The following is a 17,193-nucleotide window of genomic DNA, read 5'->3' as shown; positions in this document are numbered from 1 at the left end:
ACTTTAGCTGGATGGGTTTGATAAGCGATCGCCTGCTCAAAATTAACGCACAGTTCCCCGTAAAGCTTCTGTATCTACGGGTTTAATCAGGAAAACTAACAGCAGATTCCAGACAATGGCTGCAATTAAAGGGAGTTTGCGAATTAGCTTCACAAATTTGGGCTGAGAACTGCGCTCAATCTCTGCAATCTTTAAGTTATAACCTGCACAGCGTTGTAAGCGGGGGAAAAACTGGGGATGTTCGGTATTTAACATCACAGGAAAGGCTCGTCCGGCTGTTTCATTGGTATTTTCCACCACTTGACGGTCAAATTCCGTCGCGTCTAGCCCCAAGGACTTGTAAAAACCAGTCCGTTCATGAACTGTCATCGTGTGGGTAGCAAATACCGACAGCAAGAAAAAGTGACTCCACAGTCTAGCTTTCCAGGTTTTCCATAGTTGCGGTTGTGAACGTAACAGGGCTTTGAATATATCCCCGTGGCGGTTTTCATCCTGACACCAACTCTCAAAGTAACGGAAGATGGGGTAAAACTGGTTTTCCGGGTGCTTTTCTAGATGTCTGTAGATAATGATGTAACGCCAATAGCCGATTTTTTCTGATAAATAAACAGTGTATAGCACCCATTCAATCGGAAAAAATGTATAGGTGCGGGTTTTCGTCACCGTGGCCAAATCTAAAGATAGTTTAAAATCGCCCATTGCTTTGTTGAGAAAACCGGCGTGACGGGCTTCATCCCGCGCCATCAGTTGAAACATCTCCGCTAGCAAGGGACTGCGATTTTTGAGTTTGCGGGATAATTCCTTGAACAGCAAGAAGCCGGAAAACTCAGAAATACATGAACGTTCCAAATAGTCAATAAATGATTGTTTGGCTTCACCCTGAATGTGTTCCCAAGACTTGTCAAACGCCTCATCCCGCACAAAATGATGGCGGTTGTAGTCTGCGCGCATTTCCGCCAACATCGCCTGTAACTCCGTTGCTTGAGCAGATAAATCCAAATTGGCGGCGGTTTCAAAATCTGTAGTATAAAACCGAGGCGTAAGTATAGTTTCTTGGCTGGGAGTTTTAACTCCTGGTTTGGGTAGGGTGTTAACCATAAGTAATGCGGTAATCAAGTAAATAATTTCATAGCTATCAAGTTATGATAATTGGAGTTCTTTTGCTAGCCCTCTTTACATTCCTTCAGTAAAGTCAGCATAAGTTCACCCAAAATCCACAATACAAATCTTTGTGAGATAGGGTCTAGAGAATTTATTAAGTTTTGAAACTACTCCGATCAAAAACAAATCAATAACTATAGAGTTATTAAGCAGTGGTAATTACCCTTACTCAAAGTTTAGAGGTTTTAACATGGCTCGTCATTCCGATAATTCTCTGCAAGAATCTGCAAATCACACCACATGGCTAACATCACTGAATAACGGCATTCCCCAAGATTCACGGGAACGAGTGCAACAATTCATGCAGAACTTACAGGATGAGATTTGCCAAGGGTTAGAGCAAATTGACGGAGAAGCCAGCTTTCATCAAGATTATTGGGAAAGAGAAGAAGGCGGCGAAGGACGTACCCGCGTCATTCGAGAAGGGCGAGTATTTGAACAGGGAGGAGTGAACTTTTCCGCAGTTTGGGGAAATAGTCTCCCAGCTGCGATTGTGGCGCAACGTCCAGAAGCAGCAGGACATGAGTTTTTTGCCACCGGCACATCAATGGTATTGCATCCCCGCAACCCCTATGTACCCACAGTACATCTCAACTATCGCTACTTTGAAGCTGGCCCTATCTGGTGGTTTGGCGGTGGGGCTGATTTAACACCATACTACGCCTTTGCTGAGGATGCCGTTCACTTTCACCGAACACTGAAAAATGCCTGTGATACCCATAATCCAGAATATTATCCAACTTTTAAACGCTGGTGTGATGAATACTTCTATTTACGCCATCGTCAAGAACAGCGAGGTATTGGCGGTATTTTCTTTGATTATCAAGATGCTAGCGGAAAGCTGTACTTCGGTACACAAACAGATAGTCCCGCCGCAATTTATAGCCAAAAAGTGGGAAATATCAGACGCAATTGGGAAGATATCTTTGCGTTTGTGCAGTCCTGTGGTCAAGCTTTCTTACCCGCTTACTTGCCTATTGTAGAACGACGACAAGGAATTGAATATAGCGATCGCCAGCGTAATTTCCAACTGTATCGCCGTGGTCGTTACGTCGAGTTTAATTTAGTCTACGACCGAGGAACAGTATTCGGCCTACAAACCAAAGGACGGACAGAATCGATTCTCATGTCCTTACCACCCCTAGCACGTTGGGAATATTGCTATCAAGCAGAACCAGGAAGTCCAGAAGCAGAACTGACACAAGTTTTTCTTCAACCTAAAGATTGGGCTTAGGAAAAGGCAAAAGGTAAAAGGTGAGTCAGCGCGGTCTTGGGGGTTTCCCCCATGTTGGCGTAAGCATTCCCGTAAGGGTGCGACTGACGAACCCGAAGGGCAAAAGGCAAAATATGAAGAGTACAGATTTAAAAGACCACCCACAACTCAAGTGATTAAATAATAAGCTAATCAGCATTTAATTTGCTTGTAGTCAGGGCTAAAGTCCTGACTACAAGCAAATCCGTTTGGAAAAATAAATGAGGATTGGCTTAAAACATACTCAACACTCATCACTTATTTTCAGGCGAAGCCAATCACAGAAAACTTTGAATAGCTTCAAAAACCTCTGTTGAGTATTCCTCGTGCATTCCTAAAGTACCAGGAAGGACAACGCTTCTAACCCCTGGAAGTGCGGCGACAGCTTCCATTTGGGCGAGTGATTTGGGGGGACTAGATTCGCCTATAACTACCATCAGGGGAACAGATAAGGACTGTACTAGGTTGAGAAAATCGGCTTGATTATGTACCGAGTCAATGTTACCTGTGACAAACGCCGCCGAGGCAAAGCGCGCGCCTGGTTTTTGGGTAGTTTGCCATTTTTTGGCGATAAAACTGGGTATGAGTTTTGCTGTATCGACGAACACATGGCGACGATACATAAATTTTAAAAAAGCCGGCGTGGTATTGAGATAGTAAAGGATTTGACCGATAATAGGCGATCGCACTAATCCCCTAACTGCACCCGCTACCTGTGGATTTGCTCCCATCGTTGGTAAAGGGCCACGCCAAGTAGGTGCAACTAACACAATCTTGGAAAAAGCATGAGGTTGTTGCTGTGCTAATTGCAACACATAACTTGCAGCATGACCAGCCGCAATGACAGTAATGGGAGTAGAAAAAACAGCCTGAACAAAATCTGTGAGAAATTGCTGATAAATTTCTGGTCGGTAATCTAAATTAGGGCGTGAAGATTCCCCAAATCCCGGCCAGTCTAGAGCTACTACTTGAAACTGAGGCGCAAGTAGCCTAGCTAAATCAGCCATTTCCTGGCGAGTAGAAACACTGCTAAAAGCAGGCAATAGTAATACAGGTGAACCATTGCCGAGAGTTTCATAAACCACTCGCAATGGTTGATTTTCCCATTGCCATTGATATTCGTGAACTACTCCACCAAATCCAGTAGGCTCATAGGTTGATAATAAACTAGTAGACATCTGACTAAAGTTTGGTATTGATGACGGCAAAAAGTAAAAGGCAAAAGGCAAAAGGCAAAAGTAAAAAAGCTTGGTTTTTCGCTTTTTTGTCGATTTCCAAAATTATTTCCCCCTACACCCCTGCACCCCTACACCCCCACACCCCTAACTAGGAAGGTCTAGCTTACATTCCAGTGCCTTTTTTTGCATGGTTTTAAATATGTTGTAAAATCCATTGGCACGGGAAGGAGTGAGGCTGACGTTTAAACCAGTTTCTTGAATGAAATCTGGTGTGAGTTGTAAGATTTCTGTGGGAGTGAGGCCGTTTAATCCTTCAATCAAAAGACCAACCATCCCTTTACTGATGAAGGCATCAGAGTCAGCCTGAAACATCACCTTACCATCATGGAGTGTAGCGGTGATGTAAACCTGCGAAACACAGCCAGGAACTTTGTTTTCTGGTAATTTTTCAGCTTCAGGGAAACCTTTTAGCTTGTTACCATAGGCAATTAGCTGTTCGGTGCGTCTTCTTTGGTCTGTCACCCGTTGAAAACGCTGGACGATTTTAGCAAGCGCAGGTGGTAAGGAGTCTAAAGTTGAAGACATGGCAGCAGTTGTAAATGGTCTTCCTTTGAGTTTAGATTATCTTCCCGGCGATCGCGCTTAGAATTAGTGGTGTGGGGGTGAGAAGCTTTTTTATACTGTCTCAGTTTCCAGAGTTTTCTATAAGTGTATATAAATAATTTTGCTAATTAAATTAGGTGAATTTTGGATGAATAAAATCAATCGTGTTGCTATTGTTGGGGGAACTCATGGAAATGAATTTACAGGTGCATTTTTAGTAAAGAAATTTACTCAATATCCGCAATTAATAGAAAATTATAGCTTTGAAATTTTGACATTATTAGCTAATCCTCAAGCCTTTGCTGCAACTAGACGCTATATCGAAAAAGATTTAAATCGTTGTTTTCTAGCTAAAGATTTACAAGATAATACCTTATCGACTTATGAAGATATACAAGCAAAAAATATAGCGAAAATTTTAAAAGAAGATACTCAAACTAAAGCAGATTTAGTTATTGATTTACATAGTACAACTGCTAATATGGGTTTAAGTGTAATTTTAGGGAATCAGCAGCCTTTGCTTTTACAATTGGCGGCTTATTTAAGTGCGATTAATCCTTTAGTTAAGGTTTGCTACACCATACCCGAATCAGGTAGTGATTTTCTCCGTTCCCTTTGTAATTTGGGGTTTGTGGTTGAAGTGGGTGCAGTGGCTCAAGGTGTATTGAATGCTGAGTTATTTCAAAATACTGAGAACCTAATTTATCAAATTTTAGATTATTTAGATAGATATAGTCGGGGTGAAACTCTGGAAGTAAAAAATAAACTTACATTGTATAAGTTAATAGGTTCTATAGATTTTCCCAGAAATGAATACGGTGAAATTCAAGCGATGATTCACCCCCAATTACAGTATCGTGATTATGAACCATTAAACCCAGGCGACCCGATATTTTTAACTTTAGATGGTCAAGCGATCGCCTACGAAGGCACATCGACAGTTTACCCTATTTTTATTAATGAAGCTGCCTATTACGAAAAAGGAGTTGCTATGTGTTTTACTGAGAAACAAGAGTTAGTCATTAGTCATTAGTCATTAGTCATTAGTCAATGGTCGTTATTCAGTCGGTGCAATTAATCTTACTTCTTACTCAGCACCGGCTAAACGCCGCGCTACTGCTAACAGCACTCAGCACTCACAACTCAGCACTTCTGAAGGTTTTTTGTCACGTTTGCATTTTGAGTTGAGAGTGTGGTGGAGTTACTGTTTCTCGAATAGGTGGACGCACACAAAGATAAGTCAATGCACCAAAGAGGGGAAGCGCAGCAAATAACCAGAAAAATTGCTGATTTTCCCAACCACGATGCGCCATATCATCTCTGAGGAGTGTGGGAAATAATAGAGAAAGTAGGCAAAAATCCAGGCTCATCACATGAATAAAGCGGCTAGTTTGCCATTGCTGAAGAAAATTACTCCAGTCACCAGCAATTAAACCATAGGCTACTAGAATGGCTGCTACTACGGTGAGGAAAATACCAGTCACACGAGAATCTAACCGCTTAATCAAAGCATCTTTCTGTCCGGTAAACTGCGGATTTGGTTGACGTAACGTTAAATAAGGTAAAAGCGCGAATGCACCCACAGCAAAAGAAGCAGCCGCAAACGGCCAGGCGGCGATTTTTTGCCCTCTCCCGTCAACAAATAAAACAGCACTATAAATCATCGGCCAAATGCCCATGAGGTTAAATAACGCTATGACTAGGGGATTTATACCTTGCCACTGACCAGTAGACAAGTTTTTGATTAACTCAAAAGTATCGGGACTATCCGGTGGCGCGAAGACGAAAGCATAAACGATAAACCCTAACCACAGCACCCCAAAGGCAATTTTTCTGACCATGATTTAATCTAATTAACTGAAGGCTTCCGAGAGATAATCAGCCGCCGCCGCCACAACTGCGATCGCATTTTCGTAATCTAGACGTGTCGGGCCTAAAACACCCACACTCCCCACAGGAACTGCACCCCGGCGATAGGTGGAAGAAATCAAACTACAATTCCGAATCGGTTCTAGGGGATTTTCAGCACCAATTCGCACTGTTACCTTGGGTTTAGTCGCTTCTTCTACCTCTGGTTCCTCAAAGATTAACGGCCAAAGCTGTTCCTGTTCTTCTTCCAGGAGGTGGAGAATAGTCTGCACTTGTTGGAGTTGGGAAAATTCCGGCTGGCGCAACACTTCTGCCACACCCCGCACCATAATGTGAGTAGCGGTTGGTGCAACAGTACGCCGCGCTAATTCCGCTACGGAATCCTTTAAAAATTCCCCATACAGTTGAAATTCCCGATCTAACTGACTCCAATCTAAATTACTAATTTCCAGTAGACTTTGCCCCCGCAAATGACTGTTGAGGAAGTTAGAAACAATCTGCAATTCCCTGTCTATAACTTCTGCTTCGGGTTGTGTTTCTTTTCTGGTTGGGGGTAAATCCATCAGTTTGGAATGGGTTTCATAACCATCCGTCACCAAAATTAGCATGATGCGTCCGGTTTCGATCTGCATTAATTGCAGATGTCGCACAATGGCTGTATTGGTTTGCGGCATTGTAATCAAGCTAATACACCCACTCAAACTAGCTAAAATCTGCGCTGCACCTTGTAGGAGGATTTCCATACTCCAATCTTCCCACTGGAGACGCTGCTGTAAAGCTAGTTCGACATTCTTGGCTAAGGCATCTGTGCGCGTAACGTCTTGCAAAGAGGGGGTAATGAACTGGTCAACATAGATGCGATAACCTGAGTCAGAAGGCACTCTACCGGCGGAAGTATGTGGCTGGTAGAGTAACCCAGATTTTTCTAGCATACCCATGACATTGCGAATGGTGGCTGAACTCACGCCCAGGTCATACTCATCGACCAAAGCTTTTGACCCCACCGGTTCTGCTGTAGCTATGTAATGACGCACCGTTGCCCAAAGTATATGCTGTTGTCGATTTGTCAACTGGACTTGCATAGGAAGATGTTTGGCAGAAAGCAGATTTTAATCAAGTTTTAAAAAAAGTTTTTGAAATTGAGTGTCAAAATTTGAATATTGACTAATTAGATTGACGAAATATTTAATTCTATTTTAACTGCTCATCAGAAAGAATGTACTTGCTATTTGGAATAGCATATTTTGAGGCAAAAAACCCTTAATTCTAAATATTATTTGTTTTTTAAGTATTATTCTATAGATTGATCAAGTAAATTGTATTTTGGGATACGTATTTTCTAGGGTATTGGGCATTGGGCATTGGGAATAGGGCATGGATAAAAATTTATTTGCTTCCCTTACACCCCTACACCCCCATACCCTTACACCCCTAATTAATACTGAGGAATAGAACTATCAACTACGAGAGAATAAGCATCAATTCCACCAGCAATATTTTTCACGTTTGTAAAGCCTTGAGCCATTAACCACTGACACATTTGAGCAGAACGCATACCGTGATGACACAGCACTAAAGTTTCTGCATCATGTTCAAAGTTAGTATGAATTTGTTCTGACCACTGAGCAAATTCACTGAGTGGTAAGTTCACAAAACCGTTAATTTTGGCTAATGCTACTTCTTGGGGTTCACGTACATCAATTAACTGAATACTTGCATCATTAGTAGCCAGACGTTGCGCGAGTTCTTCTACACTAATTTGAGTAATGGGTTGACCAGAAATATTCCCTGTCATGTCGTTTTTTTAAACAATCCGATATTATTCATGTTGACAGAAATTGGGGAATTAGGGACTGGGGATTGGGGATTGGGGACTGGGGACTGGGGACTGGGGATTGGAAATTGGAAGGTGGACAAGGTAGATTTTATCCCTATGCCCCATGCCCTATGCCCAATTTCTGTAAACTTTCGTGCTAGATAATTAGGTATATTGTGAATACACAACGCTCATTCTCTGGTTTTATCGTGGCTGGTGCGATCGCAGTGGTGATTGCGGCGATCGCAGTTGGTTATTGGTTCTTTACTAAAAGTCCAGTCAGTCTCATTACTTCTACCTCCCAATCAGGTGCAGCAATATTTGTGTCTAAACTTGCACCTGTTACAGTATCTTTACTGGTCAATCCTGACCGTTTGCAGTCGCTGGAAAGTTCAGGGGAACTATCTAAGCTCAAAACTAGTTTATTGGCTAACAGTGGTCTAGATTATCGCCAAGATATTCAACCTTGGCTGGGAAATGAAATTACTCTGGCTGTAACTACTCAAGATATTGACCGTGATTTTGCAAATGGTCAACAACCAGGATACTTGATGGCTCTGGCGACGGAGAAGCCAGAAAAAAGTAGTGAGTTTTTAGAGTTACTCTTTTCCAAGCGCGTACTATCGGGGGCTACCCTCGCCACTGAGGAATATAACGGTACTAAGCTGCTTTATGATGACGCGCAACCCAAGCTAGAACCCTTAGCGGGTGCGGTGGTAGATAACTTTGTCCTATTGGCTAACGATGTGAGAGTGCTACGGGATGGGATTAATAATGTCCAAGCACCTGATTTAAATTTGACTAGTTCTCCCCAATACCAAAAAGCGATCGCACAGTTACCAAAAGGTGCGATCGCAGTCACTTTCTTCAATCTCCCTACTTTGGCACAATGGCAGGGGTTAGAGTTACCTGAACCTATTTACGATAGTCAAATTCTGGCTTTGACATTAAATCCCAAAGGACTGTTAGCTGAAACTAGTTTTCTTGCTACCTCAGAAATTGCACCACCATCTCCCCCGTTGTCTCAACCTGTGGGAGCATTGCAATATATCCCCGCATCCGCAGGTGTGGTAGTTTCCGGTTCTCATTTAAATAACTTGGGTGACAGTGATTTAGGTAAACTATGGAAACAAGCGAAAACAGCCATCTCCGGTTCAGAAACAGACGTAATTTCTCGCCTGGAACAACCCTTACTAGCCATACAAAAAGCTTGGGGAATGAATTTGCAGCAGGATGTATTTAACTGGGTACAAGGGGAATATGCACTGGGAATAATTCCCCGTGGTGGGAAAACTACTCCTGGTTGGGTTTTTGTGGCGGAAAAACAAGAGGGTTTTGTAGATGGGATTGGGCGTTTAGATGCGATCGCCTCTGCTAACGGACTTAACACTGATTCTCTGAGTTGGGAACAGCAAAAAGTCGCAGCTTGGATAGAATTAATCGCCAATACCAAAAAGTCTGAGGCTCAAAACCAACCCTCATTTACGGTAGATGCTAAGGTTAAAGGTATACATACAACTGTAGGAAATTATGAGGTTTTTACCTCTGATTTAGAAACAATTAATGAAGTTTTAACCAATCAAGATAATTCTTTGATCAAGAATCGTAATTTCCAAAATAGTATTGCAGTAATTCCCGCACAAAACCAAGGTTATATATATCTTAACTGGGATAAAAGCCATAATTTATTAGAGCGACAGTTGCCTATCCTGAAGCTCTTAGAAGTCTTTGGTAAGTCATTTTTTCAACAACTGCGATCGCTCACCTTCAGCAGCTACAGCGATGATGCAGGAACTCTCAAAGGCGCAGTATTTTTGGAACTTAATTCTTAACCAGATTCAGCAAATAACCACAAAGTTAGCAGCCATAACGGCTGAATTATTGCCTCTTAATTTAACTTGACAATGTTTAGTAAAATTTCAATTGTGGCACATGAGAATGTGTCACATTTTTTTGTTACTTCATCGAAAATTATTAACTAAAATATGTATATATCTTTACTGTTATAGAAGCATATTTGGCAGGTTAATATGAGAAATTTTCGTCCAGGACTTTATTCTGGTGGTGCATGGCTATCAGCGTTATTAGCTGCTATAATTGCTACCCCTGTAATTGCCCAAACTGTACCCAATTTCAGAACGTTGAAATTAGCACCAGGGTTTAGTTCCACAGAGGGAAAAACCAACGGTTATACTGGTGGAACTTTTTCTCTATCAGCCATCAGTAACCGCGATCGCGATGGCAAAATGTGTATAGGCTTTGCTGACTCTAACCCAGATTTTATCATCGAATTAGACAAGGATTTTTCCCGCTTACAGGTGTTAGTCAATAGCGGTGGTAAAGATACGACCTTAGTCATTAGAGGCCCCAACAAAACTATTCGTTGCGGTGATGATACTGGTAAAAGTAAAGACGCAAGTATTGATGACCAGCAATGGCCACGCGGAAAATACGAGGTTTGGGTGGGTGCGTTCGAGTCTGGTGTGAAGTTCAATTACACTTTGAGCGTGAAGGAAAAATAATAATAGCAATTCGCAATGGACTAACGTCCCGCTACGCTAACGCAATTCGCAATTGAATCCAGTGGTCTTTTTTTAGAACGCTAGGTGAACAAACAGTTGCAGGTTAAAGCCTTCACTGTTTGTCCTCTCAAATGTAAGGAATTTTGAGTGAATTTCATTAACCAGTTTTAAACCATACTGACAGCTAATAGCTGTTCTGACATATCAAAGTTAGATGTCACATTCTGGACATCGTCTAGACTTTCTAGGGTATCAATTAACTTGAGGAGCGATCGCGCTTGGTCTGGTTCTGTCACTTCGATATTGTTGCTGGGAATCCAGCGCAATTCTACTTCAGTAACTTTAAAGCCTTGTTCTTTCAGGGTTTGGTTGAGAATTTCTAAATTGGCGACTTCCGTAAAGACTTCGGCTGTCTCTTCCTCAGTCATTTCGTAAGACTCTGCACCACCTTCTAAGGATGCTTCTAATAACTTGTCTTCATCCACAACACCTTGGACTAGACACACACCCTTTTGGTCAAACATCCAGCTAACACAGCCAGTTTCACCTAAATTTCCGCCATTTTTGCTAAAAGCCACCCGCAAATCAGCCGCCGTGCGATTGCGATTATCAGTCAAAGCTTCTATTAAAATAGCTACACCACCAGGGCCATAACCTTCGTAACGAATTTCCTCCAGGGTACTATTATCGCTAAATGTGCCTGCACCTTTAGCGATCGCTCTTTCAATATTGTCATTGGGAATACCCGCAACTTTAGCTTTTTCAATCGCTGTCCGTAATTGGAAATTCCCGGCTGGGTCTGGTATGCCGTTTCTCGCCGCTACAATAATAGCTCTAGATAACTGTGTGAAAGTTTTTCCTTTTTTCGCATCGACTACCGCTTTTTGGCGTTTAATATTTGCCCATTTACTATGACCTGCCATAACCTGAAAACATTCCTGTACTCTCCAATAAACTAGGATATACATAGCTTCTGCTGGAATGCAAAATAACTGGAAATTAGCCTTCAGAGGGTTGGTTCGTATCCCCTAATCGGCATAGTCTGGCTGTAGAGAATTACGAATCAGTTTGCTATGCGGTTTTTTTCTACTTCCCACCCATCTAAAGTGAGAAACAGAAGATGGCAGTACAGTCTGCGTCGTTTACTATTGTTAGTGCTAGTCAGCATATTAACTGTAAGTGGATGTCAGGCTTGGTGGTCTGGAGTAGAAGCTAGTAAAGTTACTCACATCACTTTTTGGCATGGAGTCAACCCACCACCGAATCGGGATGTCTTACAAAAACTGGTAGATAAATTTAATCAAACACATCCCCAGATTCAAGTAGAGTCACTGTATGTAGGACAGCAAGATCAGCAAATGCCAAAAATTTTGGCGGCTGTGGTAGGTAATGCACCACCGGATTTATTGTGGTTTAATCCGACGATCACAGGTCAATTAGTAGAACTAGGTGCATTAATTCCTGTGGATGAAATGCTCTCCCAATCACCAGTTAAGCCAGAAATTGACCCCACTTTATACTCTTCAATGGAATATCAAGGTCAACTGTGGTCAGTCCCTTTTGCTACGAATAATGTCGGTATTTTCTACCGTCCTAGTTTATTTCAAGCCGCAGGAATTAAAGCCATACCTCGTACTTGGGAAGAGTTTCGCGAAGTTGCTAAACAATTAACTCGTGATTTTGACAGTGATGGACAAGTAGACCAATATGGAATGTTCTTACCTTTGGGGAAAGGGGAGTTTACAGTTTTTACTTGGCTACCGTTTATGTGGAGTAGTGGCGGTGAATTGGTTAACGGTGATGGACAGAATGCAGCAGGCGTGATGTTGCAAGATAATCAAGGAGCGATCGCCGCCTTACAATTTTGGCGTAATCTAGTGCAGGACGGTTCAACAATGCTATCTAGCCCGGAACGGGGTTATGAGACAGACCCCTTAGTTTCAGGAAAGGTAGCAATGCAAATCAATGGCCCTTGGAATTTAGGACAACTGCAAACAACTAACGTTGATTTTGGTGTGTTTCCGCTACCTGTAAATCAAAATCCAGCTACCAGTATTGGCGGCGAAAATTTATTCTTTTTTAAGACCACACCAGAACGCCAAAAGGCAGCATTTAAGTTTGCTGAATATACAATGAGTCAAGAATTTCAAACGGAATTAGCTTTGGCAGCAGGCTATTTACCAATTAATTTGAAATCTCGTAGTAGTGAAAAATATCAAGCATTTGTGCAGAATTTACCACAGGTAAAGGTATTTTTAGAACAAGCACAATATGGTCGTAGTCGTCCTATCTTTCCTGGTTATAATCGCATTTCCGATAGTATAGGTAGAGCCGTTGAAGCCGTTGTGTTAGGTAAAAGTTCCCCCCAAGCTGCACTGCAAGCTAGTCAGCAACGTTTGGATTTCATTTTTAAATGACCATTCATTATTTGCTAATAGCTATCAACATTCATTCGGTAGATTACTTTTGTCTTGTTGCTTATTAACAGGAAGTTGATTTTTTGACATTTGGATTAATTTTTGTGGTGATAAGTGACGATTTACCATGAGTCGGGGAATTTGATAATGATTATTGATGCAACTATGATTCAAAATTTCATTATTATATAAATAACCCGTGAGATAATATCGAGAAACATAAGAAGCTACCTGCTTATTAGTAGCCCCATAAGGATAAGCAAAATGAGATGCGACTTGCTGTTTAGAATCTAAATCTTGTGTGCAATTTCTGAGGATAGTTCTAGCTTGTACCAGTTCTCGCAGTAGTTCTCGCCGAGATAGCGTAGTTAAGTCTTTATGCGTTAAACCATGAGATTGGATGTCATAAAATCCCTTTTTTAACCCTTCTCTTAAGTCCTGGCATCCCATATGAGTTTTGCTATTAACACCTGGTTTAGCTAAATTACCAGGATTAATAAACAAAACAATTTTAATTTTTTTATGATATTTTTTCTCTAACTTCAATAAAATTGGTAATAATTTTGTATGTACTGATTTATAACCATCATCAAAAGAAATCATAATAGGCTTTTGTTGACGACGGTTATCAGGTATTGCTTGAGATTTTATGATAAAGAAATCGTATAAATCTTGAGTCGATAAAAACCAATAATCATTAATAATTAAGTAATCTAAAAGTTTCTCTATTTCTTGTTGAGAATATTGCATTTCATTGGTACTGCGAGCTACAGCAGTGTTTTTCGTATCAACAAGTCCATGAAATCCTAAAATTGGTACTATCGGTTCATTGTGATTGAGGTTAAGCACTGCTAATGAAATTACAGACACCAAAGCGAGGTTAAATAAAAAGTTTTGGGGTTTAGCAGTGGGTAATGGTGTCTGTTCGTAACTATCAGTCACGTCGCTTTGCTCCGAATTAAAAATTAAAAATTAAAAATTAAACATCCCACAGATCAATATAGGGGGTCTGAATTAATTTTGTTTCACTTTTTTTCTTATAATAAACGCTGCTGAAACTGCAAAGCTTGTTGAGAGTCTGGAATATTTGCAGCTAGTGTTTTGACAAATTCTATCCGAGAAATGGATAATCCAACCGATTTGATAGTTCGTTGAATCAAAAACTTACCCATCGGGCCGATTAAATTAACTAATTCTCGCTCACATTCAGCAATAAAACTTTCGCTGAGAGTCGAGTTAATTACAGGCGGAGTGATATTACCTACAGGTTGGACAGCAGTTGGCGGTTGACTAGGTGAAGGTTCCAATAACAGCGACATTGCTGTTTTTTGAAATTGAGTACGCTGATTTTCAGCTATGTGTAAAGATAAATTATCTATGAGTGTTTCGTAATTGGGTGCTGATGCGGCGCGACGTAATAATGTTGTGGCTACAGGGCCGACTAATTCTAAGAGTAATTTTTCCAGGCGATCGCTTTTTTCCCGCGACAAAATAGTTCCAGTTTGCTGACTTGTTCCCTGTTGATGAGTTGGGGGAATTGGTGGTGGCGATGTCCCCCAGGGAGTTTGAGTTAATAAAGTCGCAGCGTCAGGATGAAAATTCTGTTGGAGTGCTTCTAAGACTTCTGTCGCAGATTGATAACGTTGTTTGTAGTTATTTACGACCATTTTCGTGATCATCATCCCCAGTTCAGGACTGACTGTAGCTCGATGTCGCCACAGAATTTCCCCAGTTTGGGGGTCTTCTTCAAATTCTCTGGGATGCAGTCCTGTCAATGCTTGGATACAAACCACACCCAAAGAGTAAATATCACTATTGGCGTGGGGTTTTCCTCGTCCCTGTTCGATGGACATATATCCTGGTGTCCCAATCGCCACAGTCATTTCTGTTTGACCAGGAGCAGTCACCAGTTTTGTATGAACTTGCTTGACCGCACCAAAATCAATCAGCACTAACTTATGATCATGCGATCGCCTAATAATATTTTCTGGTTTAATATCCCGATGAATGACTTTGTAGCTATGAATAAATCTCAGAATACTTAATATCTGCTGCAACAAAAAGATCACTTTGTCTTCTGCCCATTTTTGCCCAGCAACCATTTCAACTTTGAGAGCATATCCATCAATATACTCTTGCACTAAAAAAAATTCTTGCTTTTCTTCAAAATATGCTAATAATCGAGGTATTTGTTCATGATGTCCGAGTTGTTCTAGGGTTTCGGCTTCACTGGTAAATAATCTTCTAGCAGTTTCGAGAAATTCAGGGTTATGAGTGACAGGCCGAAAGTGCTTGACAACACATCTAGGATTCCCTGGACGTTGGGTGTCAAGTGCAATATAAGTTTGACCAAATCCTCCTCCCCCTAAGATTTGGAGGACTTGATAACGACTAGCTAGTAAGTTTCCTAACATTGTATGACTTGTCTAAGTCCTCACCTTCATATTGACATAATCACTAATGTAGAGAGAAATTATTCAAAACATCCACAGTAGAACTAAGATTTATTGTCCAAAATTCTAGGGAACTGCTAAGGGCATCGACCGTCTAGAGGAAAATAAAACTGAACAGTTTATCTCTAATGAGTGATGAATAGAGAACTCTGTCAAGCATCTACGCACGCCCCCGTATGCTTACCCTTTTCATTCTGGGGTATCGTGGTTAACAATGGGTTGAATGTTTTTGATAAAGATTCAATCTTATGGCTAGAACCCCGAATGAATATGCAGTCTACCTCTTACTAGAAAGTGGTCATCGTGAGGAAGTGCGGTTTCCCTCAATTCAAGAATTCCAAAAATGGTATAGTGGGGAACTTGTACCCAAATCTGCTTCTAGTGATTTTATCAGTGTACCAATCAAAAATATTCAAGGTGAGTATATGGTGGTGCGTCCATCTCGGATTGTTGCTATCCGAGTAGAACCAGTTTTTAGTTCTAGTGTTGAAAGATAGATTCAACTAATGATGAAAAAAACCCTTGCTTTGCTTTCCTTGAGTCTGGGAATTCCCCTTGTCAGCCAAATTGCTGTTGCTCAGGTAATTCTTAATGTCCCTTTACCTAACTCACCCAGTCCTGAGTTACAACCACCAGTCAAGCCAAGCACGCCTGAAAATGAAGCCCCCCTCAAACTGGTAAACATTGGCAATTGCACTACCCAAAGCACTTGTTTGGGTTGGGATGAGCAAATTTTCGGTAGCAGGGGTCAACCAGGTGATCGCCAAGCTCTGTTAGCATCAATTGATAACAGTCTGCGCTATCTAGAAACGAGTACAGCACAACGTATATATCAAAATTATCCTGTACGGGGCATTACCTTAACCCGTGTACGTCGGAGTTTACTGCGGTTTCGTCAATTAGCGGCTAGTTCTCTGTCTCCCGCCCAATTACAAGCCGCAGTGCAGAAAGAATTTGCTTTTTATCAGTCTGTTGGTAATGATGGGCGGGGGACAGTCAAGTTTACTGCTTACTATGAACCCGTTTATAATGCCAGTCGTGTCAGGACTGCGGCTTATAAGTATCCTCTGTATCGACTGCCACCTAACTTTGAGAAATGGCATAAACCCCACCCTACACGTTTGCAACTAGAAGGCAAAGACGGTTTACAGGGAAATAAGGGCAAGTTACGCGGCTTAGAATTGCTGTGGTTTCGCGATCGCCTCGATGCCTATATGATACATATTCAAGGTTCTGCCCAAATTCAATTAGCTGACGGCACCAGAACCGCAGTTGGTTACGCAGGTGCAACAGATTATCCTTGGACAAGTATCGGACGAGAATTAGCCAAAGATGGCAAAATGCCATTATCCGGCTTAACTATGCCCAAAATGATCAGCTTTTTTCGGGAACAACCCCACGAATTAAGCAACTATCTTCCCCGTTGGGAAAGGTTCGTGTTCTTCCAAGAATTCCAAGGGAGACGAGCTACTGGTAGTATTAATGTACCAGTTACTCCCGAACGTTCCATTGCCACAGATAAATCAATTATGCCTCCTGGCGCACTAGCACTAGTTCAGACCTCCTTACCTTATCCTGCTGCTGGTAGATTAGAACATCGCGTAGTGAACCGCTTTGTTTTAGATCAAGATACAGGCAGTGCCATCAAAGGAGCAGGCAGAGTTGATTATTTTATGGGAACTGGTAAACTAGCAGGCGATCGCGCCGGTATTACAGGCGGCAATGGTTCATTATATTACTTGCTGTTAAAAGAATAGAATTTGAGAATGGGGCTAATCAAATTCAAAATTCAAAATTCAAAATTCAAAATTAAAGAATTTTGGGTGTTAGGCATTGAAGTAAATTCTACCTTGTCTACCTTGTCTACCTTGTCCCCAATCCCCAGTCCCCAATCCCCAATCCCCAGTCCCCAGTCCCCAGCC

Annotated in this window: 16 protein-coding genes; 7 read left to right on the top strand and 9 right to left on the bottom strand. The window is 41.5% G+C overall.

From position 1 onward, the window contains the following. Positions 1–42 precede the first annotated feature (42 nt). Positions 43–1,098 carry a magnesium-protoporphyrin IX monomethyl ester (oxidative) cyclase gene (gene acsF / locus ACQFX9_RS11800; protein ID WP_427162179.1) on the bottom strand — a complete coding sequence of 352 codons (1,056 nt, stop codon included), beginning with the start codon at positions 1,096–1,098 and terminating at the stop codon, positions 43–45. 253 nt (positions 1,099–1,351) lie between these two features. Here acsF and hemF point away from each other — a divergent pair, with 253 nt between their 5' ends. Beyond that, positions 1,352–2,395: an oxygen-dependent coproporphyrinogen oxidase gene (gene hemF / locus ACQFX9_RS11795; protein ID WP_427162178.1), complete on the top strand. Its 1,044-nt coding sequence runs from the start codon at positions 1,352–1,354 to the stop codon at positions 2,393–2,395. Between the two features lie 296 nt (positions 2,396–2,691). Here the strand turns inward: hemF and ACQFX9_RS11790 are convergent, their stop codons facing one another. Together ACQFX9_RS11790 and ACQFX9_RS11785 are read right to left on the bottom strand one after the other, a co-directional pair. Continuing rightward, entirely contained in the window at positions 2,692–3,591 is a 900-nt protein-coding gene (locus ACQFX9_RS11790; RefSeq protein WP_427162177.1) for an alpha/beta fold hydrolase, read from the bottom strand. Positions 3,592–3,735: 144 nt separating this feature from the next. Then, on the bottom strand, positions 3,736–4,176 hold the full coding sequence (locus ACQFX9_RS11785; RefSeq protein ID WP_427162176.1) for a SufE family protein: 441 nt from the start codon (positions 4,174–4,176) through the stop codon (positions 3,736–3,738). Between the two features lie 166 nt (positions 4,177–4,342). Between ACQFX9_RS11785 and ACQFX9_RS11780 the strand changes: the two genes are divergently transcribed. Beyond that, a complete protein-coding gene (locus tag ACQFX9_RS11780) occupies positions 4,343–5,227 on the top strand; it encodes an aspartoacylase (RefSeq protein ID WP_427162175.1) in 885 nt (294 codons plus the stop codon). A 133-nt stretch (positions 5,228–5,360) separates the two neighbouring features. Here ACQFX9_RS11780 and ACQFX9_RS11775 read toward each other — a convergent pair whose 3' ends face one another. From ACQFX9_RS11775 to ACQFX9_RS11765, 3 genes are all read right to left on the bottom strand, one after another. Continuing rightward, complete coding sequence (locus ACQFX9_RS11775) at positions 5,361–6,035, bottom strand: DUF2834 domain-containing protein (RefSeq protein ID WP_427162174.1); 675 nt, start codon at positions 6,033–6,035, stop codon at positions 5,361–5,363. A 12-nt stretch (positions 6,036–6,047) separates the two neighbouring features. Beyond that, positions 6,048–7,145, bottom strand: coding sequence for a heat-inducible transcriptional repressor HrcA (gene hrcA, locus ACQFX9_RS11770; protein WP_427162173.1), 1,098 nt, complete (start codon positions 7,143–7,145; stop codon positions 6,048–6,050). Positions 7,146–7,498: 353 nt separating this feature from the next. Next, entirely contained in the window at positions 7,499–7,858 is a 360-nt protein-coding gene (locus ACQFX9_RS11765) for a rhodanese-like domain-containing protein (RefSeq protein WP_427162172.1), read from the bottom strand. A 197-nt stretch (positions 7,859–8,055) separates the two neighbouring features. Here ACQFX9_RS11765 and ACQFX9_RS11760 point away from each other — a divergent pair, with 197 nt between their 5' ends. Together ACQFX9_RS11760 and ACQFX9_RS11755 are read left to right on the top strand one after the other, a co-directional pair. After that, the gene (locus tag ACQFX9_RS11760) at positions 8,056–9,711 is read left to right on the top strand and encodes a DUF3352 domain-containing protein (RefSeq protein ID WP_427162171.1); all 1,656 of its coding nucleotides are present in this window, start codon (positions 8,056–8,058) and stop codon (positions 9,709–9,711) included. Between the two features lie 198 nt (positions 9,712–9,909). After that, positions 9,910–10,401 carry a hypothetical protein gene (locus ACQFX9_RS11755; protein WP_427162170.1) on the top strand — a complete coding sequence of 164 codons (492 nt, stop codon included), beginning with the start codon at positions 9,910–9,912 and terminating at the stop codon, positions 10,399–10,401. 167 nt (positions 10,402–10,568) lie between these two features. On the opposite strand, the gene ACQFX9_RS11750 is transcribed toward ACQFX9_RS11755, so the two are convergent. Further along, complete coding sequence (locus ACQFX9_RS11750; RefSeq protein WP_427162862.1) at positions 10,569–11,324, bottom strand: YebC/PmpR family DNA-binding transcriptional regulator; 756 nt, start codon at positions 11,322–11,324, stop codon at positions 10,569–10,571. A gap of 150 nt (positions 11,325–11,474) precedes the next feature. Here ACQFX9_RS11750 and ACQFX9_RS11745 point away from each other — a divergent pair, with 150 nt between their 5' ends. Beyond that, a complete protein-coding gene (locus ACQFX9_RS11745; RefSeq protein ID WP_427162169.1) occupies positions 11,475–12,818 on the top strand; it encodes an ABC transporter substrate-binding protein in 1,344 nt (447 codons plus the stop codon). 24 nt (positions 12,819–12,842) lie between these two features. Here ACQFX9_RS11745 and ACQFX9_RS11740 read toward each other — a convergent pair whose 3' ends face one another. Both ACQFX9_RS11740 and ACQFX9_RS11735 read right to left on the bottom strand, forming a co-directional pair. Continuing rightward, positions 12,843–13,760, bottom strand: coding sequence for a polysaccharide deacetylase family protein (locus ACQFX9_RS11740; protein WP_427162168.1), 918 nt, complete (start codon positions 13,758–13,760; stop codon positions 12,843–12,845). 95 nt (positions 13,761–13,855) lie between these two features. After that, positions 13,856–15,232: a protein kinase domain-containing protein gene (locus ACQFX9_RS11735; RefSeq protein WP_427162167.1), complete on the bottom strand. Its 1,377-nt coding sequence runs from the start codon at positions 15,230–15,232 to the stop codon at positions 13,856–13,858. 287 nt (positions 15,233–15,519) lie between these two features. Here ACQFX9_RS11735 and ACQFX9_RS11730 point away from each other — a divergent pair, with 287 nt between their 5' ends. Then, positions 15,520–15,768 (top strand): hypothetical protein, encoded by a 249-nt coding sequence (locus ACQFX9_RS11730; RefSeq protein WP_427162166.1) that lies wholly within the window; start codon positions 15,520–15,522, stop codon positions 15,766–15,768. A gap of 9 nt (positions 15,769–15,777) precedes the next feature. Continuing rightward, the gene (gene mltA / locus ACQFX9_RS11725) at positions 15,778–17,028 is read left to right on the top strand and encodes a murein transglycosylase A (RefSeq protein WP_427162165.1); all 1,251 of its coding nucleotides are present in this window, start codon (positions 15,778–15,780) and stop codon (positions 17,026–17,028) included. Positions 17,029–17,193: the final 165 nt, after the last annotated feature.

This window comes from Aliinostoc sp. HNIBRCY26 (genome assembly GCF_050235535.1).
In the GTDB taxonomy this organism is placed as follows: Bacteria; Cyanobacteriota; Cyanobacteriia; order Cyanobacteriales; family Nostocaceae; genus Trichormus.
The sequence above is the reverse complement of the archived record's forward strand: the minus strand, read 5'-3'. Positions and strand labels throughout refer to the sequence as shown.

Bases quoted from the DNA above. Each gene is read 5' to 3' on its own strand.
- ACQFX9_RS11745 (WP_427162169.1), top strand. From the start codon at position 11,475: ATGCGGTTTTTTTCTACTTCCCACCCATCTAAAGTGAGAAACAGAAGA.
- ACQFX9_RS11765 (WP_427162172.1), bottom strand. From the start codon at position 7,858: ATGACAGGGAATATTTCTGGTCAACCCATTACTCAAATTAGTGTAGAA.
- mltA (WP_427162165.1), top strand. From the start codon at position 15,778: ATGATGAAAAAAACCCTTGCTTTGCTTTCCTTGAGTCTGGGAATTCCC.
- ACQFX9_RS11785 (WP_427162176.1), bottom strand. From the start codon at position 4,176: ATGTCTTCAACTTTAGACTCCTTACCACCTGCGCTTGCTAAAATCGTC.
- ACQFX9_RS11735 (WP_427162167.1), bottom strand. From the start codon at position 15,232: ATGTTAGGAAACTTACTAGCTAGTCGTTATCAAGTCCTCCAAATCTTA.
- acsF (WP_427162179.1), bottom strand. From the start codon at position 1,098: ATGGTTAACACCCTACCCAAACCAGGAGTTAAAACTCCCAGCCAAGAA.
- ACQFX9_RS11730 (WP_427162166.1), top strand. From the start codon at position 15,520: ATGGCTAGAACCCCGAATGAATATGCAGTCTACCTCTTACTAGAAAGT.
- ACQFX9_RS11775 (WP_427162174.1), bottom strand. From the start codon at position 6,035: ATGGTCAGAAAAATTGCCTTTGGGGTGCTGTGGTTAGGGTTTATCGTT.
- hrcA (WP_427162173.1), bottom strand. From the start codon at position 7,145: ATGCAAGTCCAGTTGACAAATCGACAACAGCATATACTTTGGGCAACG.
- ACQFX9_RS11750 (WP_427162862.1), bottom strand. From the start codon at position 11,324: ATGGCAGGTCATAGTAAATGGGCAAATATTAAACGCCAAAAAGCGGTA.
- ACQFX9_RS11755 (WP_427162170.1), top strand. From the start codon at position 9,910: ATGAGAAATTTTCGTCCAGGACTTTATTCTGGTGGTGCATGGCTATCA.
- ACQFX9_RS11790 (WP_427162177.1), bottom strand. From the start codon at position 3,591: ATGTCTACTAGTTTATTATCAACCTATGAGCCTACTGGATTTGGTGGA.
- ACQFX9_RS11780 (WP_427162175.1), top strand. From the start codon at position 4,343: ATGAATAAAATCAATCGTGTTGCTATTGTTGGGGGAACTCATGGAAAT.
- hemF (WP_427162178.1), top strand. From the start codon at position 1,352: ATGGCTCGTCATTCCGATAATTCTCTGCAAGAATCTGCAAATCACACC.